Genomic DNA, 25,873 nt, shown 5'->3' with positions numbered 1-25,873 from the left:
CCAGAAGATTCATCGTCCTGTCATCCCCGCGCCGCCAAACCGTCATCCCTCGCGCCCATCCTGAACTCCCCGCACTCGCATTGGGAGACTCCAAATGGCCCGGCCCTACGAAGATAGCAACAGCTCCGTCAAGACCCGTCGTCAGCAGGAAGACCAGCGCCGCATGGCGTTCCGTCGCGCAATCGAAGACCGCTGTGATCAACGCCAATTGCTGCAAAGCATCACGGACTACCCGGAACTGCACTGGCAGGCACCCGCGGCTGCCCAGCGAAGCGCTCAGCCAGCGCGCTGATCTGCACCCGCTCGCTGCGGATAAAGCCCAGGAACGCATGGGCCACCGGTGACAGGCGCTTGGCCTTGGCCTGCACCAGGCACCAACTGCGGTACAGCGGCAGTTCTTCCACCGGCAGCTCCTTGAGCCCGCCGGTGGCCAGTTCCAGGTTCAGGGCGTGGCGTGTCAACAAGGCCACGCCCAACCCGGCCAACACGCATTCGCGCTGCGCCTCGGCCGAGGCGACTTCCACTGTCTGGCTGAAGTGAACGCGTTTTTCCTTGAAGTACTCCTCGCAAGCCAGCCGCGTGCCGGAACCCGGTTCGCGCAGTAGCAGCGTGTAAGGCTCCAGGTCGCGCAGGCGCAGCGCTCCTTGCTGGCTCAGGGGGTGGTCGGGCAGCGCCACGGCGACAATCGGGTTGTTGAGGAACGGCAGGAATTCGAGGCCCATGTCCTGGGGCACCATGGACATGATCACCAAGTCATCACGGTTGTCCGACAGTCGACGGATCACCTGGGCGCGGTTGACCACCGTCAGATGCAATTGCACCTCCGGATGCTGGCGCTTGAACGCGGCAAACAGGTGTGGCACGAAGTACTTGGCGCTGGACTCCACCGCCAGTTTCAGTTGGCCTTGCAGCGAGCCCTGCATATCCGACAGCTGCATATCGAGGTTTTCCAGGCGTCCGAAAATATCGCGACTGGCCCGTTGCAGCGCTTCGGCCGCCTCGGTCATGTAAAGTTTCTTACCGACATAGTCGAACAACGGCTGGCCGATCAGCTCTTCCAGCTGACGAATTTGCAGGCTGACGGCCGGCTGGGTGAGGGACATTTCCTCGGCCGCCCGGCTGTAGGAGCGCAAATCACACACCTCATTGAAGATCTGCAGTTGACGTAATGTCAGCCTCATCAATGACTTACGCATTTTTTAAAGCCTCTTGGCGGCGTCCGGTCCGCCAACTATAAGTCTTTACTTATGCATGACCCAATAATTATTGATTTTTGTTAATCCCTCAGCAGGCTTAGTGTGTGCCTCGCGACTGGCTTGAAACATTTAGTCACGCGCCGACCCGAGTCTAGCGGGTCGAAGAACGCAGCAATCGGCTCAAGGGAATTTCCAAGTGATAAAAAAGATCCTGATCGCCAACCGTGGTGAAATTGCCGTGCGAATCGTGCGTGCCTGCGCCGAGATGGGCATTCGCTCGGTCGCGGTCTATTCCGACGCCGACCGCCACGCGTTGCACGTCAAGCGTGCCGACGAGGCCCACAGCATCGGCGCCGAGCCCCTGGCCGGTTACCTGAACCCGCGCAAGCTGGTGAACCTGGCCGTGGAAACCGGTTGCGATGCGTTGCATCCCGGTTACGGTTTTCTCTCGGAAAACGCGGAACTGGCGGACATTTGCGCCGAACGTGGGATTAAATTCATCGGCCCATCCGCGGAAGTGATTCGCCGCATGGGCGACAAGACCGAAGCGCGCCGCAGCATGATCAAGGCCGGCGTACCGGTCACCCCCGGCACCGAAGGCAACGTCGCCGACATCGCCGAAGCCCTCACCGAAGGCGACCGCATCGGTTACCCGGTGATGCTCAAGGCCACCTCCGGTGGCGGCGGTCGCGGCATTCGTCGTTGCAACAGCCGTGAAGAACTCGAACAAGCCTTCCCCCGCGTGATCTCCGAAGCCACCAAGGCCTTCGGTTCGGCGGAAGTGTTCCTGGAAAAATGCATCGTCAACCCCAAGCACATCGAAGCGCAGATCCTCGGTGACAGCTTCGGCAATGTGGTGCATCTGTTCGAGCGCGATTGCTCGATCCAGCGCCGTAACCAGAAGCTCATCGAAATCGCCCCGAGCCCGCAACTGACCCCTGAACAGCGCGCCTACATCGGCGACCTGTCGGTGCGCGCAGCCAAGGCCGTGGGTTACGAAAACGCCGGCACCGTGGAGTTCCTGCTCGCCGAGGGCGAGGTGTACTTCATGGAGATGAACACCCGGGTGCAGGTGGAACACACGATCACCGAAGAAATCACCGGGATCGACATCGTTCGCGAGCAGATCCGCATCGCCTCGGGCCTGCCGCTCTCGGTGAAGCAGGAAGACATCCAGCACCGTGGTTTTGCGTTGCAGTTCCGGATCAACGCCGAAGACCCGAAGAACAACTTCCTGCCCAGCTTCGGCAAGATCACCCGCTATTACGCGCCCGGCGGCCCCGGCGTGCGTACCGACACGGCGATCTACACCGGCTACACCATCCCGCCGTTCTACGATTCCATGTGCCTGAAACTGGTGGTGTGGGCGTTGACCTGGGAAGAAGCCATGGACCGCGGCCTGCGTGCCCTGGATGACATGCGCCTGCAAGGCGTGAAGACCACCGCCGCCTACTACCAGGAAATCCTGCGCAACCCGGAATTCCGCAGCGGCCAGTTCAACACCAGTTTTGTGGAAAGCCACCCTGAGCTGACCAACTACTCGATCAAGCGCAAACCCGAAGAGCTGGCCCTGGCCATCGCCGCCGCCATCGCCGCCCACGCAGGCCTGTGAGGAATATAACAATGAGCAAGAAGATCTTTGTCACCGACACCATCCTGCGCGACGCTCACCAATCGTTGCTGGCCACCCGCATGCGTACCGACGACATGCTGCCGATCTGCGACAAGCTCGACAAAGTCGGCTACTGGTCCCTGGAAGTCTGGGGCGGCGCGACCTTCGACGCCTGCGTGCGCTTTTTGAAAGAAGACCCGTGGGAGCGTCTGCGCAAATTGCGCGCTGCGTTGCCTAACACCCGCCTGCAAATGCTGCTGCGCGGCCAGAACCTGTTGGGCTATCGCCACTACAGCGACGACGTGGTCAAAGCCTTCGTCGCCAAGGCCGCCGTCAACGGTATCGACGTGTTCCGCATCTTCGACGCGATGAACGACGTGCGTAACCTGCGCGTGGCCATCGAAGCGGTCAAGGCCGCCGGCAAACACGCCCAGGGCACCATCGCCTACACCACCAGCCCGGTACACACCATCGACGCGTTTGTGGCCCAGGCCAAGCAAATGGAGTCCATGGGCTGCGACTCGGTGGCGATCAAGGACATGGCCGGCCTGCTCACGCCATACGCCACCGGCGAGCTGGTCAAGGCACTGAAAGCCGAGCAGAGCCTGCCGGTGTTCATCCACTCGCATGACACGGCGGGTTTGGCTGCGATGTGCCAGCTCAAGGCTATCGAAAACGGTGCCGAGCACATCGATACCGCGATCTCCAGCTTCGCCTGGGGCACCAGCCACCCGGGCACCGAGTCGATGGTCGCCGCCCTTAAAGGCAGCGAATTCGACACCGGCCTCGACCTGGAACTGCTGCAGGAAATCGGCCTGTACTTCTACGCCGTGCGTAAGAAGTATCACCAGTTCGAAAGCGAATTCACCGCGGTCGACACGCGCGTGCAAGTCAACCAAGTGCCGGGCGGGATGATTTCCAACCTGGCCAACCAGCTCAAAGAGCAGGGCGCACTCAACCGCATGGGCGAAGTGCTGGCTGAAATTCCGCGGGTGCGTGAAGACTTGGGCTTCCCGCCGCTGGTCACCCCGACCTCGCAGATCGTCGGCACCCAGGCGTTCTTCAACGTGCTGGCCGGCGAGCGCTACAAGACCATCACCAACGAAGTGAAGCTCTACCTGCAAGGCGGCTACGGCAAAGCGCCGGGCACGGTGAACGGGCAACTGCGTCGCCAGGCCATCGGCAGCGAAGACGTGATCGACGTGCGCCCGGCCGACCTGCTCAAGCCGGAAATGAACAAGCTGCGCGGCGAAATCGGTGCGTTGGCCAAATCTGAAGAAGACGTGCTGACCTACGCCATGTTCCCGGACATTGGCCGCAAGTTCCTCGAAGAACGCGACGCCGGCACCCTGACTCCGGAAGTGTTGCTGCCGATCCCGGAAGCCGGCGGCGTGGCCCGTGCGGGTGGCGAAGGCGTACCGACCGAGTTCGTCATCGACGTCCACGGCGAAAGCTACCGCGTCGACATCACCGGTGTTGGCGTGAAAGCTGAAGGCAAGCGTCACTTCTACCTGTCCATCGACGGCATGCCCGAAGAAGTGGTGTTCGAAGCGCTCAACGAGTTTGTCGGCGGGGGCGGCAGCAAGCGCAAGCAAGCCACCGAGCCAGGCCATGTGAGCACCACGATGCCGGGCAATATCGTCGACGTGCTGGTCAAGCCAGGCGACGTCGTCAAGGCCGGCCAGGCGGTGCTGATCACCGAAGCGATGAAGATGGAAACCGAAGTGCAGGCCGCGATTGCCGGCAAGGTGACCGCCGTTCATGTAGCCAAGGGCGACCGGGTGAACCCTGGCGAAATCCTGATTGAAATCGAAGGCTGATCCAGCCTTCGACACTACCGTTTAATCCTCGGGGGAGCAGGTGCTCCCTTTTTTTTCGCCTGTAATTTGGCCGGCGCGCAGCGTGGGCTCAGAACCGCATTTGCCATTGGCCCATCAGGCCCTGGTTGCGGCTATGGTTGCCTGTTTCGCTGGCGTAGGTCAGGCCCACGGTGTGTTGCGGCGAGAGTGCGAGGTCCAGGCCGGCTCGGACGTTCAGGCTGTCGCGGTCCAGCGACGTGCCCTGGACAGTGAAGCTGTCAATCAGCCCCGGCGCAGCGCGAAAGGATTGGCTGACCCGGCTGTCGACGTCGCCGTACAGGTGTTTCCAACTGGCGCTGAGGTGGGGGGCCAGGCTCATCTGGTTATCGAACCGATACAGCGACGCCAGGCGAAGACCGAAGGTGCTGCTCAGGTTCTGTTGGTTTTGCGAGCCGACGTTCAGCGCGGTCAGGCCACCCCGCTCCTTGAAACCGTCGCGGTGATAGCGCTGGTAACCGAGGCCGGCAAAGGGTTCCACGCTCAAATCCGCAGTGCCCAATTGGTAGCCCATTTCGGAGAAGACGGTTTGGCTGTTGGCGTTGTAATTGGCCCTGAGCTGCTCGGTGTAATCGAGCAACTTGACGCTGCGCTTGTTCTGCCCGTCATGGCTGCTGTAGATCGCTCCCAGGCGCAGGGCCAACGGGCCGTCCTGCCGCACGGCATAGCTGCCCAGGTGCCAGCTGTCGAGGTCGGCGGAAAAACGCGCGGCGTCGAGGTGGCTGCTGGACTTGGCGCCCATCACGCCGACACGCCAGGCGTGGTCCAGCGCCCAGTCGGCCCCCAGCAACAGGCCTTGGGTGCCATGTTTCAGACCGGCGCTGCCGCCTTTTTTGTCGAGCGTGCCGTCGTTGCCCAGGCTTTGCACCCAGAAGTGGCCAGCGTCGTCGGCGGGCAGGGTGCGCAGGATCGACAGCAGTTGGCTGCTCAGTTGCTGCGTGGTGTTCTGGGTCGCGGCGGCGAGGTTGGCGTTCTGGCTGGCGGCCAATTGCTCAAGGGCTGCGCCGATGCCACCGGGCTGCTTGTCCAGCGCGTCGGCGAATTTTTCCAGGGCTTTGATCTGTTCGGAGGTCAGTTCGCCGGACTCCAGCAACTGAACCAGCGCAGGTTCCAGGGCCTTGGCGAGCTGCAGGCCATTGTGCGTGGTGGCGCGCTGAGTGAGGTAACCGTCGATGGGCTCGGCTTTTTCAGACGCTGCGTCGGCCCACTCATTATCAAGCGCCTCATAGGGTTGGAAATGGTACGGCCGGTATTCGATATCGCCCCGCGCCTGGGCGTGTTGAAGGCTGGCGGCGCTGATCGCAAGCGCCATGACAAGTGCAAATCGTGGGGGTGTAAAGGGCATGTGATCCCAACCTCTGATGAATGAGGCCGGAAATTTAGCGAGATGGCGGGGCGATAACTGTCAGGCTATCGACCCCTGGTTTGCGGGAGTTGTCTGTAGTGCGGTGCGATTAAAAACGCATCGGGCTTTGTCCGCGACAGGATAAATGGCCATCTCATTTGCATTAAAATGCATTTTTAGAATAATTCTGGCGATACAAATGCATTTTAATGCGTAAATCTGGTCATCTGCTGAGCGGGAAATGCACTATATTGCAGTACGCGTCCCGAACATTGCTTGCCAGGTGCACTTAAATGCAGATGGAAACGACCTACTCTTTGATACTGCAGATTTTCACCGCTGGTCATTGGCGTGACGCTATGCGGTTGGAGTTCTCGGAGCCTGAAAAGGGTTTTGATGGACGTTGCAGGGCAGGTGATATCAATTGGCGAGGGGTCTGCGATGCACTGGCCGAGATTATTGACCCTGAGCAAAGTTTTGAGCGGCTGCGACAAGACGCCGAACACTTGCGAGCTCTGCCGGACATCTTGGCTGCAGGCGGTTTGCCAGCGGTCACCTTGAACCACCCCAGCGTCCCGTTGGGGAAACTGGACATGCGTCTGAAGCAATGGGGGCTGAAATGACCATTACCCTGGATGCCCGCGCCCTGTTAATCGAACGAGTCGAACAGGGGCTGGCTGATGGTTCCCTTGCAATTGGCGAAGCCGTGCGCCGCTTGCGCACCGAAGTCACTGGCCTGCACCAAAGCCAGTTCGCCAAGATGTGCAAGATTTCTGTGCGTACCCTGGTGCATATCGAACACGGCGAGGGCAATCAAACCCTGAAATCGCTGAACGCCGTGTTCCGCCCCTTTGGCTTGCAGATGGGCGTGGTCAAGGTGCGTCGCGAGTGGGATGACTGAGTCCTCACCCCCGTCGCACATACCCCTTGCCGTAATGCCGCTCCATGCGCGCCTGGATCAGTTCCAGGCCGAGGGACATCACCCAGTAGATGATCGCCGCCGTGGTGAGCATTTCGATGTAGCGATAGCTGGAGCGGCCGTAGGATTGCGCGAGGAACATCACTTCCCACACGCCCATCACCGAGATCAGGGAGGAGTCCTTGAGCATCGAGATGAACTGGTTGGTGGCGGGCGGGACGATGGTACGCATGGCCTGGGGCAGGGTGACGTGCCAGAAGATCGCACTGTCGCGCATGCCCAGGGCCAGGGCGGCTTCCCGTTGGCCGTGGGGCACGCCGAGGATGCCGGCGCGGAAGATTTCGCTCAGGTAGGCGCCGTAGTTCAGCGACAGCGCGATGATCCCGGCGACGATGGCCCCCGGCACCAGGCCCAGTTGCGGCAGGCCCAGGTAGATCAGCAGGATCTGGATCAGCAGCGGTGTGCCACGGAAGAATGAGGCATAGAAACTCGCGACGCCAAAGGCTACCGCGCTTTTCGACAGGCGCCCCAGGGCGGTGATAAAGCCCAGTATCGATGACGCCACGATCGAGCACAGGCACAGGAACACCGTCAGCGCCGCGCCTTGCAGAAACCCGTTGGGCGCCAGATGCACGCCGACCAGATTGGGCAGCTTGTCGAGGATGATCGAGAACTTCAGGTCAAAGCTCAGGAAGAAGCTGGCGAACAGGCAGAACAGCGCGGCCCAGGTCAGGTACAGGCGCGTGCGAAAACCGAAGAATCGTTGTAGCCGCGACGCGCTGATCGGTGGTTTGGGTGGGGTGGGGAACGCGGTCATTGGCTGATGTCGGCGCCGATCCATTTTTGCGACAGCTTGCTCAAGGTGCCGTCCTGCTTCAACTGCGCGAAGACTTCACGCACTTTGCTGTCCCACTGCGGGTCGCCTTTTTCGATGGCCACCGAGTTGGGCTCGGCGTACAGCGCTTCGCCGGCCAGCTTGAAGCGCTTGTCCTGGCTCAGGCGCGGTTGGGCGGTGACCAGGTTGGTGAGGATCGCATCCAGGCGCACGCCGGCGCCCAGGCCCAGGTCCTGGAAGGCCACGTTGTCGGTGTCGTAGGGGGCAATCTGCACGTTCTCGAACGGGTACTGCAGTTGGGTGTCTTCGGCGCCTTCGATCACCAGGTTTTTGTTCAGGTAGCTCTCGTAGCTGGAGGCGCTGGTGAGGCCGACTTTCTTGCCGCTCAGGTCCTTGGCGCCGTGGATGCGCTCATCCTTGGCATTGACCACGATCACCGCAGGCGAGGCGTAGTACTCCACGGGGAAGTCGAACACTTCGGCGCGGGCCTTGCTTGGGGTCATCGAGCAGATGCAGATGTCGTAGCGCCCGCTCCAGCGGCCGGCGGCGATCACGTCCCAGGACGGGGTTTCCAGGCGCAGTTTGACCCCCAGTTTTTGCGCGACGGCCTTGGCCACGTCGACGTCGAAACCGTCGAGCTGGTTCTGCTCGTTGAGGAACGAGAAAGGCGGATAGCTTTCCATCAGCACGCCGACCAATTCGTGGTTTTGCTCAACCCGGTCCAGGGTTGCACCGCCGAAGGCTTGGGTGGAGGCAGCCAGCATGGTCAGGCCCAGGGCCAGTAGCGGTTTGAGTTTCAAGAGAGGCACCCGAATAAAAAAGAAGTTGTTATGAAGCGAATTTACCGTATTAAATAGTTATAAGAGAGACTCTCATAGTGAGTTATTTTCATAAGCTTATGAGTAAAAAGCATATGGCCGCAGTACGCACAGTAATTCTCGATGGTGGCATGGGCCGCGAACTGCAACGTCGCGGCGCGCCGTTCCGGCAGCCGGAGTGGTCGGCGCTGGCGTTGAGCGAAGCGCCGCAGGCGGTGGAAGCGGTACACGCGGCTTACATCCAGAGCGGTGCCGACGTGATCACCAGCAACAGCTACGCCGTCGTACCGTTTCATATCGGCGAAGCGCGGTTTGCCGCCGAGGGCCAGGCTCTGGCGGCGTTGGCCGGTGAATTGGCGCGACGCGCGGTGGTGGCGTCCGGCCAAGCAGTGCGCGTGGCCGGTTCCCTGCCGCCGCTGTTCGGCTCGTATCGGCCCGACCTGTTCGAGGCCGACCGGGTCAGCGAACTGCTGACGCCCCTGGTGAGCGGCCTGGCGCCTTATGTCGACCTGTGGCTGGCGGAAACCCAGAGTTCGATCATCGAGGCGCGGGCCATTCATGCCGGTCTGCCGGCGGACGGCAAACCGTTCTGGCTGTCGTTTACCTTGAAGGACGAGGACACCGACGAGGTGCCGCGCCTGCGTTCCGGCGAGCCGGTGGCCGAGGCGGCCGAAGCAGCTGCGCAACTGGGCGTGCAGGTGTTGTTGTTCAATTGCAGCCAGCCGGAGGTGATCGGCGCGGCGATTGATGCGGCCCGCCAGACCTTCGAGCGCCTGGGGGGGGCGATCCAGATCGGCGCCTATGCCAACGCCTTCCCGCCACAGCCCAAGGAGGCCACGGCCAACGACGGCCTCGACCCGTTGCGCGACGACCTCGACCCGCCGGGCTACCTGCAATGGGCTGCCGATTGGCAGAAGCGCGGCGCCAGCCATTTGGGCGGTTGCTGCGGGATCGGACCGGAGCATATTGCGGTGTTGGCCGAGCAGCTTGCCGACTGACACCCAGCGTGGTTAACGGGGCGCCTAAGATCAAAATCAAAAACAGAGCAAAAACAGAGCAACAGCTCGCGATACGACCGGGGTTTTCAGCGTCATCGGATGTGTAGATACCTACGCCGCGATAGCGGTAGACCAGTCGAAAATCAATCTCGACTGACCCACCGCTTCGCGGGCAAGCCCGCTCTCATATTCTGGTGCTGCGCTGTCTGTGGGATTTAGGCGCGACACTCCGCCAGGCTTTTCAATTGGCCTGAACCTGCCTGGTTGGCTTCCGACAGCCAGTGCTCAAACCCTGCCCCGATCGGCGGCCATTCCGAGTCCAGAATCGAATACCACGCCGTGTCCCGGTTCTGCCCCTTGACCACCATGTGCTGGCGGAACACCCCTTCAAAACTGAACCCCAGGCGCTCGGCGGCGTATTTGGAGCGGGCATTGCCGTTATTGCATTTCCACTCCAGGCGGCGGTAGCCCAGTTCGAAAGCATGCTTGGCCAACAGATACACGGCCTCGGTGCTTTTCGGCGAGCGCTGCATCGGCGCGCCGAAGGTGACGTGGCCGATTTCGATGCGCCCGTGGGCCGGGACGATGGACATCAGGCTGAGGATGCCCTGCACATCGCCGCTGGCGCGGTCGATCACGCTGAAGAAATACGGCTCGTTGTGCTGGGCATGGTTATTCAGCCAGGCATCGAACGCGGTGCGGTCGCTGAACGGGCCATATGGCAAATAGTCCCACAGCTTGGGGTCGGCGCCGGGGCCTTCGAGGGCTTGCCACAGACCGTCGGCGTGGCGCGCCGGGTCGAGTTTTTCCAGGCGGATGAAACGCCCTTCGAGCAGTTGGACCGTGGGCGCCGGGGCACCTTGCCAGTCGGCGAGAGAGGTGGACATGCTGCGCTCCTTAAAGACCTTTGCGAAATTGGATGAAGCCAGGGCGTTCGGCGATGCGTTCGTACAGTTGGATCGCGGTGGCATTGGTCTCGTGGGTCAGCCAATGGACCTTGCAGCAGCCGTCGGCTTTGGCCGTGGCATAGACGTGTTCGATCAATTTGCGGCCCACGCCGCCGCCACGCTGGGCCGGCGCCACCAGCAGGTCTTGCAGGTAGCAGGAGTTTTCAATGCTCCAGTTGGAGCGATGGTAGATGAAGTTGACCATGCCCACCGCTTTGCCGTCCTGCCAGGCGAGCGCGGAATGGGTCGGCTCACGGGCGTCGATCAGGCGTTGCCAGGTGCTCTGGCTGACGGCGTCTGGCAGTTCGGTGTTGTAGAACTGCAAGTACGCGTGCCACAGCGCCAGCCAGGCGGCGTGGTCGGCGGCGGTGACGGGGCGGATGTCGATCGGGCTCATTCTGGGGCTCCTTGGGGAATGAAACGGGCGAGGGTCTGGTCGCGCACGTCGAGGCTGGCGGCCAGCCCCTCGCGCACGCCCTGGATGTCGGCGGCACTGCGGTTCTGGCTGAGTTTGCGTTTGCCGATCAGACGTTCGATGGGCAAGGCGAAACCGACGATGGCCTTGAGCATGCCTTCAATGTAGTCGGCCGGGGCGTCGCTGACCTTCCAGGGCTGGTCGCGGCGGCCTTCGTGGCGGTCGGTGAGGGCGCTGACCACGCCGAGCAGGCGCTCTGCGTCGGTAAACACGTCGGCCGTGCCGTAGGCATGCACGGCCAGGTAATTCCAGGTGGGCACCACTTTGCCGTGCTCGGCCTTGCTCGGGTAAAACGCCGGGCTGACATAGGCGTCGGCCCCGGCAAAGATCACCAGCGCTTCGCCGCCGTTCTGCAGGTCGTGCCACTGCGGGTTGGCCTTGGCCATGTGGCCGTAGAGCGTACCGTTCGGGCCTTCGTTGGGGTTGAGCAGCAGTGGCAGGTGGCTGGCCAGCAGGCCGTGTTCACCCACGGTCACCACCTGCGCCAGGCGCGTGTGCTGGATCAGTTGCTGCAGTTCGGGCAAATCGTCGAGGGCAAAGGCGCGTGGTGTGTACATAAAAGTATTCCTTGGCGAATGCCTGCATCCTAGGCAGGCTAATGGTTCGTTGTAAGAGCCATCTATGACCCATTTCATGGGTCCAATTCTGGAGCCTGCCCAATGTCGTCCCTTGCGCCGCCGTTGTCGTTCAACCCTGCGGGAATCGAGCTGGATCGTCGTCAGGGGCTGACCCGCCAGCTGTACGAAGCCCTGCGCCAACGCGTGCTGGACGGGCGACTGGCCGGCGGCACGCGTTTGCCCGCCACGCGCGACCTGGCGGCGGCGTTGTCGATTTCGCGCAACAGCGTGGTGCGTGCCTACGATCAGCTGTATGCCGAGGGCTTTACGCAAAGCCGGGTCGGCGACGGGACGTATGTCGCCCAACTGCCCAGTTCAAAAAAACTATCCACAAAACTGTCCACAGGGTTTTCAACAGGCTTATCCCCAGCCTTATCCACAATCGAGCTGAAAAACGCCGATATTTCGGGCGAAAAAGTTATCCACAGCGCGGCGCTGGAGCGCCTCGAAAACAACCATTTGCCCTTGCCGCCCATAGGGCCTCCACGGGCATTTCGGGTGGGGGTTCCGGCCTTTGACCTGTTCCCTTTTGACGTCTGGGCCAAGCTGAATGCGGCTTTTTGGCGCAAGCCGGACCTCAAGCAACTGTGCTATGGCAACCCGGCCGGGGACGAGCGCTTGCGCAGCCTGATTGCCGCCTACCTGCGCAGCTCGCGGGGCATGCAGTGTACGGCTGAGCAAATTGTGATCACCAGTGGCGCGCAGCAGGCAATCAGCCTTTGTGCACAGTTGCTGGTGAGCCCAGGTGATGGCGTGGCGATTGAAAATCCCGGCTACCGCGCCGCCGGTCATGCCTTCGCCCTGGCCGGTGCGCAGCTGCAAGGTGTGGCGGTGGACAGCGAGGGGATCGACTGCAGCGTGTTGAACGGCCTCGACAACTGCCGCCTGGCCTATGTCACGCCGTCCCATCAGTACCCATTGGGCGTGGTCATGAGCCTGGCCCGGCGCCTGGAGTTGCTGGCCTGGGCCGAACGCAGCGGTGGCTGGGTCGTCGAGGATGACTACGACGGCGAGTACCGTTACAGCGGCGCGCCGCTGGCCCCGCTGGCGGCCCTGGATCGCAGCGGGCGGGTGCTGTATGTGGGGACGTTCGGCAAGGTCGCGTTCCCGGCGCTGCGCCTGGGTTACCTGGTGTTGCCGCCGACGCTGGTCGACGCATTCGCCCAGCGCCGCGCCGTGGACGTGCGGCACTCGGAGGTCAGCACCCAGGCGGTGATGGCGGAGTTCATGGCGGCGGGGCACTTTCAGCGGCATATCCGGCGCATGCGTCGCGCTGCGCTCAGTCGACGCAACGTCCTGTTGAACGGCTGGCCGGACGAGCTGCCGGGGGTCGGCAGCCTGCCGAACAGTGCGGCGGGCCTGCACCTCACCGTGCGGGTGGACAGCCTTGCCCGCGAACAACAACTGGTGGCGCAGGCCCGCGCGGTGGGCGTGGAGGTCAATGGCCTGAGCAGCTATTGGCTAGCGCAGGCCGGGCCACCGGACGATCAACGCGCCGGCCTGGTGCTGGGCTTTGCCGCAGTGCCCGAGGCGGCGATCCGTCAGGCGCTCGCGCGGTTGCGCCAGGCCTGGACCGGTCAGGCTGAGGGCTGAGGCTTGGCTTTCAGGAACAGCGAGCGGGCCAGATGCAGACCGATTTCACTGCGGTACACGGCGATGTCGCTCAAGGGTTCGAACCTGCCGCCCATCAGGCGCTGTTGGCGGTTTTTCAGGTGGGCGGCGGTGTAGGCTTCCTCCGGCCCGGTGAGGGTGGGGTAGTGAAAGTGTGCGTACCACAACGGACGGTTCGTGTTGACGTCCACCACCGCATACTCCTGCAGGAAACCCTTGTCGCGGCCCCTGAGTCGGGTGCGGGCGCCGACAGGCGGGTCTACCGTGACGGCGCCCTCGCGCAACAGCAATTCGACGTGCGCCGCCTCCGGTGGTCGGCGCTTGAGCACCTCGAGCTTGATCCGTTTGCCTTCCCGGTAAAGCTGGGTGATCGCCTCATCAAGACGGCGGTTAGTCAACGCAGCTGACGGCGAGGCGCTTTCGGTCTGGTTGCTGGAGGTCAACGCCTCTTCGATATCCTGGTTGGCCCGTTGCAGTTTTTTGGCGTGCTGGTGGAAGCGCTCTTCGATTTCCACCGGCAGTTGCCGGGTTTCCTTCGCCCAGGCTTCCTTGTTGGCGATAAAGGTTTCGACCCCATCGACCAGCGCCTGACCGTCGCTGATGCTGTTTGCCAGGTTAAGCGCCTGGCTGCGGGAAGCGGGCTTGGGTGTCAGCTCGCGTTCGACCCAAACCCCCGGCTCCTTCTCATGGAAGGTTGCAATCACTTTGCCGGTCAGGGGTTCCTTTACGTCGACCAGCGTCTTGCCGTCTTCGTCGGGGCTTTCACGCTCTTCGCCGACCACCATCCCCTTGAAACGCGTCTTGATGTATTTTTTCTTCGCCCTGGGGACGGTGCGCGACGGGCCCGCGGTGGGCTCCATGGCTCTGCGTTCGCGAAGCAGGGTTGTCAGTTGTTTCTCTGCGAGCCGAGCGAACTCGTCCACTTGCTTGCGCAGGTTTTCCAGGTCGGGCTTGTTGAGGTCATTGGGAAACTCGGCCGGCAGATCCACCAGGTTCTGGTCAACCCTGGAAAACTGATCCATCAGGCTGTCCAGGGTTTCGATCAACTGCTCCGGCGGCACCATGTTGCGCGGTTGTGCGGCCTCTCTGAAACTTTGGACCGCCAGCTCCGCCACATCGACGATACGGCGCAAGGCTTCCCTGGCGTCGGCGCGTGTGGCCGATGCGCCTTCGGCCACGCACAGGAAGTGGCCCAGGGTAATCTTGAACGCCTTGAGATCATCAAGGGCATAAGCGGGCAGGTGCGGCTCATGCTGCTGGATCAGCCTGACCCCGCGCGCACCCAGGGCACGAGCCTCCTTGAAGCGTGCCTGAAGGTAGCCCAGGCGCTCCGCCATGGCGTGTGTCGCGGTATACATGTTGCGGTAGTGAACGGTGGGCAAGGCTTCTTCTTCAACGCCCTCGATGTCGAGGTGGCCCTGTATGGCTTCCAGTCGTTCGCGAAACGGGATCTGTTGTTCGCTGATGGCGGAGCGCGCCAGAAACAGCTGATGTTCCAGGTAGCCGACCATGGCGTCCTGATAGTTGGGCACCGTGTCGAGAATATTCAGGGATTTGAGCTGGGAAATCGGTACGTCGAATTCTTTGAGACGCGTATCCACCTGTTCGAGAAAGGTGGTTCTGGCCGCGGCTTTGGCGTCACCCGCCGTGCGGTCGATGGCGCCTTGCAAGGCTTCAAGACCGTGCTGGCGCTGGGCTTGCTCGCTGTCGAAGGTTGCCAGTTGCCGGCGTAAATCGGTGATTTTCGGCGGCCTGAGGGCTTCGCCTTTTTTGCGCCGGCTGCGCAGGCCGCCTGCGCGTAGGCGCAAGCGCGTGTCGACGAACCATTGCCCCAGGCGATTGGCGATCAGCGGCGGGCCGCGCCGGCCTGGTTGGCGCGGATCGATGATCAACACGGTGTCGTTTTCGTCGACCATCACTTCAAACCATCGTGTACCCACCGGGGCGTACCAGTGTGAGGCTTTGGCATAGAGATGCTGATGGGGGCCTTCCACGGTCTGTTGCGTACCCAATTGATCGGGCTTGGCCTGCGCAAAACTGTCGAGGAACGTGCCCAGGTTCTGCGCGCTGCGGTTCAGGGCGCCACTGATGTGCAGGGTGTGTTCGTGGTCGACGGGCAGCTCTGCCGTCGTGATATCCGGCTTTTGGACGACCTCTACCTTGACCTCCGGCGGCGGCAATGCGCGCGGCTTGGCGGGCTTCCCGATGGACGACTCGGGCCGATGCGCCGTGGCGACATGCGTCGTTAACACCATGCCGAGCGTCAGCAAGATATCCACCAGCGCCGAGAGCCCGGCGGAACGGTCACCGACCTCATTGGCGTCGACCATCTGTTGCAGGTCGTCCATCAATTGCCAGATCCAGGTCGCGGCGCCCGCGGCGCGGCCCATGAACGGCAGCACGGTATTGAACATCAGCCACCCGGCGTGCTTTAAACTCTCCCAGCGCGCCTCGGCATTGGACACCGATTGGCGGTCGGCCAGGGTGACCAGCGCGTCGGCGTTGGCTCGGAACAGTGTGGCGAAGTCGTCGTTTGGCAGCACTTCCCGCCCCAGTTCGACGGGGCCGGTCATCACCAGTGCATTCAGCGGGTCGCTCAGCACACTGGTAAATACCCACGGCGAGGGCAGGCTGCCGGGAAACACAAACTGCGCGTAAGCCGTTCGCACCTTATCGGGCAGCCAAGCCAGGACCGATTGGCGCAATGGCGTGTCTTGTTTGATCGCGTACAGCAGGTTGGTCGGTGACGGGAACTGCATCAACGGTTGGTTGGACAGCGGGCGATAGAGCAGGCAAGGACCTTTTTTCGGGTCTTGAGGGCCAATGACGAACATGTTGCCGACGATGTCGACGGCCGAACCCAGACGGCGTTTGGGGAGCAGGGACAAGCGGCGGATGACCACCGCCGCGCCGTCGACCACACGGGCTGCGCTGTCTGGATGCATCGCCGCGCAGACATAGCGATAGCCCTGTTCGCTCAGGTCGTGGACACCTCGTACTTTGTACTGCAACGCCAGTAGCGGCAGTTGCAGGCGTAATTGAGCGGTGTAGAGACGTTGCCTTCGCAGGGACTCGGCAGCGTCGTCAAGCAGCGTGCGTTTGACCAGGGCCGGGTAGTGCATGCCGACGTTCGCCTGGGTAATCAAGTGCTCCAGGTAGGCCGCCGTCATCCAGGCGGGCACCGCACTGCCGTTTTCATAATCGACGGTTTTGTTGCCCAAGGGCAGGGCTATCAGGTTTTCCAGGGCCAACTCGGCGAGGGTAAAGGTTTGGGTCTGGGTGTTTCCCGGCACGATCAGGGTGCCCCAGGCTTGCACGCTGGTGACGCTGATCCGCACGCTGTCCAGCGTCGTGCGGGCCACGCCGGGGTGGTCCTTGACCATCAGGGTGTGGATCGCATCCAGGGCAAAATCGCCGATGTGCTTGATCCCGTCATCAAAGGCTTTACCCGCGTGCCGCAGGTGCAGGGCCGCGAGGTCCATCATGTAGCGCCCGTAGGTGGCCTGATCCGACGAGGACGCGGTGAGTATCCAGTCGGGCAAGGCGCGATGTACCCAGCCGATTCTGTCTTGATTCAGCGGGGCGCGGGGGGCGATTTCGCTGCCTGGCTTGTCGTGCGCCATGGTCGGGATCAGCTCACCGCTGTTGAACGCGATTGCGCCGATTGCCTGAATCTGCAGGGAAATAAACGCACAGGCCTGCTGCTCGAAAAAGTCCCCTGAGGGTTGGAAGAGTCGCCAGTGGAGCTTGGTCGCCTGTGGAGTGGCCACTTGAATGCTCAGGGCGTCGCCAAGCGCTTGCAGGCTCTTGAAGGCGGCGTAACCGTCGGCGATCGAATAGCTGAGGATGATGTCGCGCTCGCCGAGGCGCCCGACCAGTACCGCCAATGCCGACAGGTTGAGGTGTTTGACCTGTGTGGCGTATTCCAGGTCGACGTCGATCAGATAAGCCTTGGTCGCGTATTTGTCCTGGGGCAAGCGCTGGGCGTAATCCGGCGTGTGAAAAACCGCCCTGGCAACGTTGCATTCATCCTCGTCCCAACCCTCCACGCTGTCGACATTCCAGATCGCGCGCAAGGCGTTGGCAAAGGTGCGCCAGCGTGGGCCGTTCGGGTGGTTGCTGGCATTCCAGAACGCGAGTTGCTGTTCTTGGTACGCGACGCACAGCAACGGTGCCAGCTCATTGATCAGGCGGCCGACGGAGTCCACCTTGACCGGCAGATGCACGTTCGGCCCGGTGGCGGATTGATAGATCAGGTAGTGCTCGCTGTCGAGCCAGGTGACAGGTGCGCCGGATGTTGCACTGCGGCACAACGCGCCGGTCAGTGTTTGAAATCGCGGGGCTCCGGGCAGGATCGCCTCGGCGGTGATCTGCCAGTGCGGCGTCACCAGAAGGGTCAGATCGGGGTCGATGTCGAGATCCGGGTACAGCTCGCGCAAGCTCGAGCGCAGGGTGGCGGCCGCGACTTCGCGCAAGGAGGGGCCGGTGGTCAGTTGAGTCAACAGGTCGTTGGCACTGGGAGGCGATGAGGGCAAGGGCGGGCTCCTGACGGGCGAGGTGAGGCGGGTTGCCGACGGCAACCCAGGACCTCGACCACGTTAGGGCGCGTGCCCGTCCGGAGGTGGTAGTTAGATAGCGGACGGCCCCTATGTCCCCGACTTGATCTTGGTCCACGCCCGCGTCCGGGCGCGCTCGGCGTCGCGGCCCAGGGGTTTGAGGGTATACAGCGTGGCCATCGCCGCCTCGGTGGGGTACAGGTTGGGGTTGTGGCGGATCGCTGGGTCAACCAGTTCCGTCGCGTCTTTGTTCGGGTTGGGGTAACCGACGAAGTCGCTGATCGGCGCGATCACCTGCGGTTGCAGCAGGTAGTTGATGAAGGTGTAGGCGTCCTGCGGGTTTTTCGCGCCTTTGGGCAGGGCGAGCATGTCGAACCAGATCGGCGCGCCTTCCTTGGGCAGGCGCATGTCCACGATCACGCCGTTCTTGGCTTCCTTGGCGCGGTTGGCGGCCTGGGAGAAGCTGCCGGAATAACCGACGGCCACGCAGATGTCACCGTTGGCGATATCGGCCATGTACTTGGAGGAGTGGAAGTAGGTGATGTACGGGCGGACTTTCATCAGCAGCGCTTCGGCTTTTTCATAGTCCTTGGGGTTGCTGCTGTTGGGGTCCAGGCCCAGGTGCTGCAGGGCCAGCGGCAGGATCTCGGACGGCGAATCGAGCAGCGCGACGCCACACTGCTTGAGTTTGCTGATGTTTTCTTCCTTGAAGATCAGGTCCCAACTGTCCACCGGCGCATCGGCACCCAGCGCGGCCTTGACCTTGTCGGGGTTGAAGCCGATCAGGATGGTGCCGTACATGTAGGGCACGGCGAACTTGTTGCCGGGGTCGTTGGCCTCGAGCAGCTTCATCAGCTTGGGATCGAGGTGGTTCCAGTTCGGCAGTCGGCTGCGGTCCAGGGGCTGGAATACTCCGGCTTCGATCTGCTTGGCGAGGAACACGTTGGACGGCACCACCACGTCATACCCGGAGTTGCCGGTGAGCAGCTTGGCTTCCAGGGCTTCGTTGGTGTCGAAGATGTCGTACACCAGTTTGACGTCGGGGTTCTGCGCCTTGAAGTCTTCCAGCGCCTTGGGCGTGATGTAGTCGAACCAGTTGTAGACCCGCAGGGTTTTCTCTTCGGCATGGGCCGCGCCACCGAGAACGGCGGCGCAGAGGACGAGCGACTTGAGCATGTTCATTGGATGGACCCCTCAAAACCTTCTAGAACGTTGACGGCGTTGATGCCGATTTCTGCCACGGCGTAGCCGCCTTCCATCACAAACAGCGTGGGTTTGCCCAGGCGCGCGATGCGTGCGCCCATGGCCAGGTAGTCCGGGCTGTCGAGCTTGAACTGCGAGATCGGGTCGTCCTTGAACGTGTCCACACCCAGCGACACGACGATGATGTCGGCGTCATAGCGCTCGATCTCCCTGCACGCCTCGTCAAGCGCCGCGCTCCAGCGCGCCCACCCGGAACCGGCCGGCAACGGGTAGTTGAAGTTGAAGCCTTCCCCGGCGCCTTCTCCCTGCTCATCGGCGTAGCCCAGGAAAAACGGGAACTCCGCCTCCGGATGTCCATGGATCGAGGTAAAGAGCACGTCGTTGCGTGCGTAGAAGATCGATTGAGTGCCATTGCCGTGGTGGTAGTCCACGTCGAGGATCGCCACCTTGCGGTGGCCCTGGTCAAGAAACGCCTGGGCGGCGATGGCGGCGTTGTTGAGGTAGCAATAACCGCCCATCAAGTCGCTGGCGGCGTGGTGCCCCGGCGGGCGACACAGCGCGAACGCACAGTGGGCGCCGCGCTGGATCGCTTGCTGTGCGGTCAACGCGACCTGGGCGGCGCTGTAGGCCGCTTGCCAGGTGCCGGCGGTAATCGGCGCGCCGCCGTCGAAGCTGTAGTAACCGAGCTGGCCGTGCAGGCTGGTGGGCAGCACGCGGCGCAAGGTGCGGGCGGGCCAGGTGTAGGGCAACAGGTCGCCGTCCTCGCCGAATGCGGTCCAGCGTTGCCAGGCACCTTTGAAGAAGTCCAGGTAGTCGCGGCTGTGGACACGTTGCAGCGGCGCCAGGCCAAAGTCCTGCGGGGCAAGGACCGGGCCCAGCCCACGGGCTTTGACCCGTTGCAGTACGTGGTCGGCGCGCGAGGGCATTTCGAAGCAGGGCATCAGTTGCCCGTCCATCAGTTCACAACGGCCGTGGTGCAGGTGGTGATCGTCCGAGTAGATCGTCAGCATTTTGTTGTTCTCCGCAGGCGGTATCGGTGCCTGCAGTCTTGCGGGCGGGGCGCTTTATGAGAACGGCAGGAGCGGCCAAAAGGGGATAAATCGGGCCAAATTATGTGTCCGCAATTCGCCCATCAATGGGGCGTCATGCACGAAATTGGCTCGGCGCCACGCCGCTCCAGCGCACAAAGGCATGCCGGAAGCTGGCGGTTTCGCTGAAACCCAGTTGCTCGGCGATGCGGTAGATCGGCAGTTCATCCGCCGCCAGCCATTGCTTGGCGCGCTCGAAGCGCAGTTCGTCGAGCAGTTCCTGATAACTGCACCCCAGGTCGTGCAAGTGGCGGCGCAGGGTGCGCGGCGAGCAGTTCATCTGTGCGGCCAGGCCTTCGATCCCCGGCGCGGCGCCGAGTTGGCTGGTGAGCAACTGGCGGATTCTGCCCAGCCACGCCTGGCGGCCGGTGAACTCCAGGTTCTGTTTGCGGCACCGCTCGGCCATGGCCTGGTGCGTGACAGCGTCGGCCAGGGGCAGGGGCTGGTCCAGCCAGCGCTTGTCGAAGGCGAAGGCGTTGGTGCCGGCGTCGAACTGCAGCGGGCAGGCGAAACACTCGCTGTAGCGCGCGCGATAATCCGGCGCGCTGTATTCAAAACGTGCGCCAAGCAGCGCCAGCGGCTGGCCGAGCAGGTCGTCGCAGATCACCTTCAGCGAGGCCAGGCACAGTTCGACGTTGAACATCTGCATGGCCGGGGTTTCGCGATAGTCGGCGGCGGTAAACCAGATGCGCTCGCCGTCCGCCTCCAGGCTCAGCTTGAAAAGTGTTCCCAGCAGCGCCGGATAACGCAGCGCCAGGCGCAAAGCGTCACCGAAGGTGGCACTCGTCAGCAGCGCGTAACCGAGCATGCCGTAGGCCGATACATGCATCTGGCGGCCCAGCGCCAGGCCGACATCCCGGCGCAGGGCCACGGCATTGGCGCATACGCGCATTTCCTGATTGGTGGTAATGCGCGTGTCGGCGCGGCTCAAGTCCGCCGCACAGATGCCGCTGCCCGCGAGCAAGGCCTCGCTGGGCAGCCCTTGGGCCTTGAAGGTGTCGAGCACCAGCGACACCGCGTTGAGGGTGGTGAGATGAGCGTGCAGCATCGACGGCTCCAACGTGTCAGGTACGGTGAAAGAGCAAGTTGTGTGCCGTCGGCCGTGTGTCAGGCCAGGTTGAAAAACAGCGTACTGGCCTGACTCTCGTTGATCTCGCTGCGGTGGAATGCCACGCGTTGTGCGCTGCTCAGGTCTTTGGTGGTGTCGGCTGCCGCGCCCAGGCTGTGTTCCTGCGGTGTCTTGAGGCGCGCGTTGATAAACGCCCTGGGCGTGGTCCAGTCGGTCGAGTAGTGGAAGTGTGCATACCACAGCACCTTATGAGTGCTGCGGTCGGTGATGGTGTATTCGTCCAGGTAATCCGGCCGGGCGGACTTGATGCGTCGGCGGCTGATGGTTTTTTTGATGCTTATCGCGTTGCGGGCCTTCAACCATTGCACGCCGGAGGGTGTCGGCGGGTGCTGTTGGGTCATCCTCAGCACTTTGTCTACGGATTGTTGATAGAGGGCTGTGGTGGCGTCGCTGAGGGTCTTTTTGACGGTGCTGGCCAGGGCCACGTCGCCTTGCGCGAGGTTCTTCTGGCTCAGGGCTTGCTCGATACTGCGCGTGGCTTGCTCCAGACGCTGGGCGTGTTGATGGTACAAGTATTCGATGCCGATGGGCGTGCGTTGGGCTTGGCTGGCCAGGCCGGTGATCCGTTGTTTGAAGTCCGGTAGGCCGTCGAGCAGGTTCTGGCCGGCGTCCACGCTGGTTTGCAGGTCGATGGGCGTGTTCACCGTTTGTTCGCTCCTGGCCCGTTGCACCCAAAAACCGTCCGGTTTCTCGTGAAACGTGGCCACCACGGTGTTGGACAGGGGCGAGCGAACATCCACCAGCCCGGTGTCCAGGCCTGTGGCGGACACCTGCGGCTCACCGACGACCATGCCGTGGTAACGGGTGCGGATGAATTTTTTCTGCGGGTGTGGCGGGACGGGCGGCGGGCTGGGGGTGGCTCTCAGCGCGGTGCGTCGGTCGGCCATTTGCGCAAGATGGGTGCTGGCGCGTTTGGTGTACTCGCCGAGTTGCTCGCGCAGGCGGGTCAACGGTTCCGTCAGGGAGACGCTGGGGAATTCCGTGGGAAAGTCCTGCAGGCGCTCGCCCAGCACCGTGAACTGTTCGATCAGGCTGCTCAGGGTCTCGATCTGTTCGTCGATGCGCTTGTCACTGCGCTCGCGCAGGGTGTCGCGCAGGGCCTGGATGGCGATGTCGCAGGCGTCGACAATATGGTCGATGGCGGCCCATGCCAGTGGTGCGCTGAGGGTGGTGGTTTCGCGCAGGCACAGGTTGCGGGCCAAGGTGACTTGCAACGCCTTGAGGTCGCCGCTGCTGTAGGCAGGCAGCAGGCTTTTGGTGTTCTTGATCAGGCGCAGGCCTTCGCCGGGCAGGTCACGCAGTTCGTTGAACCGCGTTTCGAAGTAGTCCAGGCGCTCGATCATGCCGTGCAGTATTGCGTTCATTTGCAGTGCGTCGGGGATGTTGCGCACGCGTGCGTCGGCGGCCTGCTTCGCGATGTGGTCGAGGATTGTACGGAGTTTGGGCGTAAAGGCCTTGAGCACTTCGTTGAGCCCGGCCCAGCTCAGGCTCAACTGAGCCTTGAGATACCCCACGGCGCTGTGCAGGTAGTCCGGCGTTGGGGCAAGTACATTCAATTCTTTCAGGTTTTTCAGGGCGGTCTCGTAGTCTGTGCGTTGGGCCTCCAGTTGATCGAGGTAAGCCCTTTGCGCGGCCTGGGCCGAGGTGGGCGGCGCGTCGACCAGTGCCTGATAAGTCTTTTCCAGGGTGTCCTGGGCGGTCTTTTTCTGTTGCTCGAAGGCGGTGATCTGCCTGCGCAGTTGGCTGGCCTGGCGTTCGGCTTGCGCCCGGGCTTTGCGCTCCCGGCTTCTTGAACCGCCGCCACGCAGGCGCAGACGGGTGTCGATGAACCACTCGCCCTTGAGATTGTCGATCAGAAAGGGACCGTTGCGCGCGGGTTGTTGGGGATCGGTGATCTGCACTTCGTCATTCTCATCCACCGTCACTTCGAACCAGCGTTCGCCGACCTGTGCGTACCATTTATCGAGCAGCGGATAGAGGTGGCGATGAGGGCCGATGCGCGATGAGGCTTTGTTGCGCACCTTCGGCTTTTCGACCTTGAAACTGTCCAGCAGGCTGCCCAGGTCGCTGGGGCTGCGGTTGATCGCGGCCAGGGTGTGCAGTGCATGCGGGTGATTGCCTGGCAGCTCAACTGCCGAAAGGTTGGCCAATTGTTTGACTGTCACGGGCTTGGCGATCACCTCGGGCTGGGTGGCAGGTTTCGGCGCCGGCTCGTCCTTGCTCAAGGCGGGGGCTGACGGCGCTTCGCGGCTGGCGATGTGCAGGGTCAACACCATGCCCAGGTTGAGCAACAGCCCGGCCAGGGCGGACCATTCGGCCGGTTTGTCCTTTTGCTGTTGCGCGTCGACGACCGCTTGCACCTGATCCAGTATCTGCCAGATCCAGGCGGCGGTGTTCACGGTGCGGCCCAGGAACGGCAGGGCTGCGTTGAATATCAGCCAGCCCGCCTGCTTGAACGAAGCCCAGCGACTTTCGGCATTCGACGCCGACTGACGGTCGGCCAGCGTGATCAGCGCGTTGGCGTTGGCCTTGAACAGTTCTTCGGGCAGCTCGCCGCTGAGCGCTTGCATGCCCAGGTCCATGGGCCCGCTCATCATCACGAGTTTGACCGGGTCCACCAGCAACGTCACGACTGCCCAGGGCGACGGCAGTTCGCCAGGGAATGCGTAGCGTGCGTAGTCGTCGCGCACATTGTCCGGCAACCAGGCCAGGACCGAGTCGCGCAGGTGGCGTGATTGGCGGATCGCATACAGCAGGTCGGCCGGTGACGGATATTGCAGCAGTGGTAATTCCGCCATCGGGCGATACAACAGGCAGGGCCCGGCGTTCGCGTCCTGGGGGCCAATCACAAACATGTTGCTCACCACGTCTTGCGTGTCGGCGCTGCGGTTTTTCGGCAGGAAGGCCAGGGGACGAAGAACGATGGCTTGCCCGTCGACCTGACGGTCCGCTTCCTCTGGCGCCAGCACGGCAGCGACGTAGCGATACCCCAGTTCGTCGATCCCGGCGTGTCGGCTCATCTTGTATTGCAAGGCTTGCAGCGGCAGTTGGATGCGCAAATGGCTGCTGTACAGGGCGCGTCGGCGGCTGGATTCGAGCGGGTTGTCGAGCAACTTGCTTTTGGCCAGGGCCGGGTAGTGTTGGCCGACATCCACCTTGCGGATCAGCGTTTCGATGTATGCCACGGTCAGCCACGCCGGCACGGTGCTGCTGTTGCGCAAGCGCACGCTTTTGTCGCCGAGAGGCAGGCCGATCAGGTTTTGCAGGGCCAGGTCGGCCAGGCTGAAGGTGGTGGTGTCGACCTTGCCCGGCAGGGTGAAACTGCCCCACACAATCGGGCTGCGTACCTGAATCTCGATGTTCTCCAGGCGCAGGTTCGCCGCGTCGGTGTGGTCCTTGAGCATTTCGGCGCGCAGTCTGTCGAGCGCGTAGGTCTGGATGTGCGGGATGTCATCGTCGTAGGACTTGCCCGCGTTGAGGCTGTGCAGCGCGGCGAGGTCTTTCAGGTAGCGTGCGTAGAGACTCAGGTCGGTGGTGGAGGCGGACGTCAGCCAGGACGGGAGTGCGTCGAGGTAGGGTTTGAGGTCGGGTTGCTTTTCGCCGACCAGCTCTTGGGTGGCCGGTGGCAGGTTGAGTGAGGATTCGCTGGGGGCGGTGCGCCGCAGTTGCTGAGTGTCGAGCTGCCTGATGAACGCAAGCTGTTGGGCAATCAGCGTGCAAGCCTGGTGATCGAAAAAATGCCCGGTGGGTTCGAACAGTCGCCATTGGATGTCAGTGGGTGCATGGCGACCTACGTAGCCGGGCAAGCTCTGGCCCAGTTGCTCCAGCGTGGCGAATTTCTCGTAGCCGTTGAACAGGGAGTACGTGAGGATAAGCGTCTCGCCGTCGTGGTTGCCGATCAGTACGGCAATCGACAGCAGGCCCAGGTGGGTGACGGTCGCGCCGTCGATCTGATCGACGTCCACCAGGTAGGCGCGGCAGGCGAATGCATCGTCGCTCTGGCGGCGTGTCAGTTCAGGCGCAGCGTACAGCGTGCGGGCCATGGCGCAGTCCTGCTCGTCCCAGCCGTCGACGCGGGTCACGTTCCACACCGAGCGCAGCGTGCTGGACAAGGCTTGCCAGTGGGGGCCGGAGGTGCCGTTGCTGGAGTTCCAGAACGCCACTTGCTGTTCCTGGTAGGCGGTGAGCATCACCGGTGCCAGCAGGTTGATCAGGGTGGCGATCTGCGTGATGCGTACCGGTAGGTGGGCGGTGGGTTGCTGGTTTTTTGGCTGGATAAGGTAGTGCGCGCCTTCGATGTAGAGCGCGGGTTCACCGGAGATGGCCTGATTGGTGAGGATGTCAGTGAGGGTTTGGTGCGCGGTGGGGCGGGCGACGATTTCATCGTCGACAATGCCCCATGTCGGCGTGCCGACCATGGCGATGTCCGGGTCGATGCCCAGGTCCGGGTAGAGTTCTTGCAACGAGCGGCGTAACAGCGTGCTGGCGGCTTCCCGGAAGGCGGGGCCGACGCAGAGTTGGGTGACCAGCGTATCGGAGGGGTTGTAACGAAGGGTGGAGGTTTGTTGGCTCATGGGTTCCTGCCTTGCCATTTCATGGACGCTGCCGGAAGAACAGCTTCGGCATGCTAGAAAGCGGCAAGGCAGGGAGGAGACTAACTATTTAGTT

At 62.5% G+C, this 25,873-nt stretch carries 18 protein-coding genes and 1 pseudogene; 7 read left to right on the top strand and 12 right to left on the bottom strand.

Translation table 11 applies throughout. The features are described 5' to 3' along the window. The first annotated feature begins 94 nt into the window (after positions 1 to 94). Positions 95 to 292, top strand: a complete 198-nt coding sequence (locus tag MOQ67_RS00590) for a PA3496 family putative envelope integrity protein (protein WP_079444958.1) — start codon at positions 95 to 97, stop codon at positions 290 to 292. Here the strand turns inward: MOQ67_RS00590 and MOQ67_RS00585 are convergent. Continuing rightward, positions 222 to 1,196, bottom strand: coding sequence for a LysR family transcriptional regulator (locus MOQ67_RS00585; protein WP_017850031.1), 975 nt, complete (start codon positions 1,194 to 1,196; stop codon positions 222 to 224). The two genes, MOQ67_RS00590 and MOQ67_RS00585, sit on opposite strands and share 71 nt — an antisense overlap. A gap of 196 nt (positions 1,197 to 1,392) precedes the next feature. Between MOQ67_RS00585 and MOQ67_RS00580 the strand changes: the two genes are divergently transcribed. After that, positions 1,393 to 2,808, top strand: a complete 1,416-nt coding sequence (locus MOQ67_RS00580) for an acetyl-CoA carboxylase biotin carboxylase subunit (RefSeq protein WP_003213442.1) — start codon at positions 1,393 to 1,395, stop codon at positions 2,806 to 2,808. Positions 2,809 to 2,819: 11 nt separating this feature from the next. After that, a complete protein-coding gene (gene oadA / locus MOQ67_RS00575; protein WP_017850030.1) occupies positions 2,820 to 4,628 on the top strand; it encodes a sodium-extruding oxaloacetate decarboxylase subunit alpha in 1,809 nt (602 codons plus the stop codon). 88 nt (positions 4,629 to 4,716) lie between these two features. Here oadA and MOQ67_RS00570 read toward each other — a convergent pair whose 3' ends face one another. Next, positions 4,717 to 6,009, bottom strand: coding sequence for an autotransporter outer membrane beta-barrel domain-containing protein (locus MOQ67_RS00570; protein WP_026140406.1), 1,293 nt, complete (start codon positions 6,007 to 6,009; stop codon positions 4,717 to 4,719). A 410-nt stretch (positions 6,010 to 6,419) separates the two neighbouring features. Between MOQ67_RS00570 and MOQ67_RS00565 the strand changes: the two are divergent. Both MOQ67_RS00565 and MOQ67_RS00560 read left to right on the top strand, forming a co-directional pair. After that, a pseudogene (locus MOQ67_RS00565) lies at positions 6,420 to 6,632 on the top strand (type II toxin-antitoxin system HipA family toxin); the annotation flags it as partial. Beyond that, positions 6,629 to 6,910, top strand: coding sequence for a helix-turn-helix domain-containing protein (locus MOQ67_RS00560; RefSeq protein WP_017850027.1), 282 nt, complete (start codon positions 6,629 to 6,631; stop codon positions 6,908 to 6,910). The pseudogene MOQ67_RS00565 and the gene MOQ67_RS00560, both read left to right, overlap by 4 nt. A 4-nt stretch (positions 6,911 to 6,914) precedes the next feature. Here MOQ67_RS00560 and MOQ67_RS00555 read toward each other — a convergent pair whose 3' ends face one another. After that, entirely contained in the window at positions 6,915 to 7,745 is an 831-nt protein-coding gene (locus MOQ67_RS00555) for an amino acid ABC transporter permease (RefSeq protein ID WP_057005205.1), read from the bottom strand. Beyond that, positions 7,742 to 8,563 carry an ABC transporter substrate-binding protein gene (locus MOQ67_RS00550; RefSeq protein ID WP_017850025.1) on the bottom strand — a complete coding sequence of 274 codons (822 nt, stop codon included), beginning with the start codon at positions 8,561 to 8,563 and terminating at the stop codon, positions 7,742 to 7,744. The genes MOQ67_RS00555 and MOQ67_RS00550 overlap by 4 nt, the downstream gene beginning before the upstream one ends. Before the next feature lie 113 nt (positions 8,564 to 8,676). Between MOQ67_RS00550 and MOQ67_RS00545 the strand changes: the two genes are divergently transcribed. After that, positions 8,677 to 9,579 carry a homocysteine S-methyltransferase family protein gene (locus MOQ67_RS00545; RefSeq protein WP_185833407.1) on the top strand — a complete coding sequence of 301 codons (903 nt, stop codon included), beginning with the start codon at positions 8,677 to 8,679 and terminating at the stop codon, positions 9,577 to 9,579. Between the two features lie 215 nt (positions 9,580 to 9,794). On the opposite strand, the gene MOQ67_RS00540 is transcribed toward MOQ67_RS00545, so the two are convergent. From MOQ67_RS00540 to MOQ67_RS00530, 3 genes are read right to left on the bottom strand one after another with little or no spacing between them, the layout of a single operon-like run. Next, positions 9,795 to 10,466, bottom strand: a complete 672-nt coding sequence (locus MOQ67_RS00540) for a GNAT family N-acetyltransferase (RefSeq protein ID WP_017850023.1) — start codon at positions 10,464 to 10,466, stop codon at positions 9,795 to 9,797. Positions 10,467 to 10,476: 10 nt separating this feature from the next. Then, positions 10,477 to 10,923: a GNAT family N-acetyltransferase gene (locus tag MOQ67_RS00535; protein ID WP_017850022.1), complete on the bottom strand. Its 447-nt coding sequence runs from the start codon at positions 10,921 to 10,923 to the stop codon at positions 10,477 to 10,479. Further along, positions 10,920 to 11,558 carry an FMN-binding negative transcriptional regulator gene (locus MOQ67_RS00530; RefSeq protein ID WP_126589098.1) on the bottom strand — a complete coding sequence of 213 codons (639 nt, stop codon included), beginning with the start codon at positions 11,556 to 11,558 and terminating at the stop codon, positions 10,920 to 10,922. The genes MOQ67_RS00535 and MOQ67_RS00530 overlap by 4 nt, the downstream gene beginning before the upstream one ends. Before the next feature lie 102 nt (positions 11,559 to 11,660). Between MOQ67_RS00530 and pdxR the strand changes: the two genes are divergently transcribed. Continuing rightward, complete coding sequence (gene pdxR, locus MOQ67_RS00525; protein ID WP_126589097.1) at positions 11,661 to 13,211, top strand: MocR-like pyridoxine biosynthesis transcription factor PdxR; 1,551 nt, start codon at positions 11,661 to 11,663, stop codon at positions 13,209 to 13,211. Here pdxR and MOQ67_RS00520 read toward each other — a convergent pair. The 5 genes from MOQ67_RS00520 to MOQ67_RS00500 form a co-directional block, all read right to left on the bottom strand. Next, the gene (locus MOQ67_RS00520; RefSeq protein WP_126589096.1) at positions 13,196 to 17,764 is read right to left on the bottom strand and encodes a dermonecrotic toxin domain-containing protein; all 4,569 of its coding nucleotides are present in this window, start codon (positions 17,762 to 17,764) and stop codon (positions 13,196 to 13,198) included. The genes pdxR and MOQ67_RS00520 overlap by 16 nt on opposite strands. Positions 17,765 to 17,875: 111 nt before the next feature. Continuing rightward, complete coding sequence (locus MOQ67_RS00515; protein ID WP_017850018.1) at positions 17,876 to 18,967, bottom strand: polyamine ABC transporter substrate-binding protein; 1,092 nt, start codon at positions 18,965 to 18,967, stop codon at positions 17,876 to 17,878. Next, a complete protein-coding gene (locus MOQ67_RS00510) occupies positions 18,964 to 19,998 on the bottom strand; it encodes a histone deacetylase family protein (RefSeq protein WP_046485934.1) in 1,035 nt (344 codons plus the stop codon). The genes MOQ67_RS00515 and MOQ67_RS00510 overlap by 4 nt, the downstream gene beginning before the upstream one ends. A gap of 133 nt (positions 19,999 to 20,131) precedes the next feature. Continuing rightward, positions 20,132 to 21,124, bottom strand: coding sequence for an AraC family transcriptional regulator (locus MOQ67_RS00505; RefSeq protein WP_017850016.1), 993 nt, complete (start codon positions 21,122 to 21,124; stop codon positions 20,132 to 20,134). A gap of 59 nt (positions 21,125 to 21,183) precedes the next feature. Then, the gene (locus MOQ67_RS00500; protein WP_126589095.1) at positions 21,184 to 25,779 is read right to left on the bottom strand and encodes a dermonecrotic toxin domain-containing protein; all 4,596 of its coding nucleotides are present in this window, start codon (positions 25,777 to 25,779) and stop codon (positions 21,184 to 21,186) included. Positions 25,780 to 25,873 lie beyond the last annotated feature (94 nt).

The sequence above is a fragment of the Pseudomonas sp. LY-1 genome (genome assembly GCF_053502595.1).
Note: the sequence above shows the minus strand (reverse complement) of the source record. Positions and strands in the feature narration are given on the sequence as shown.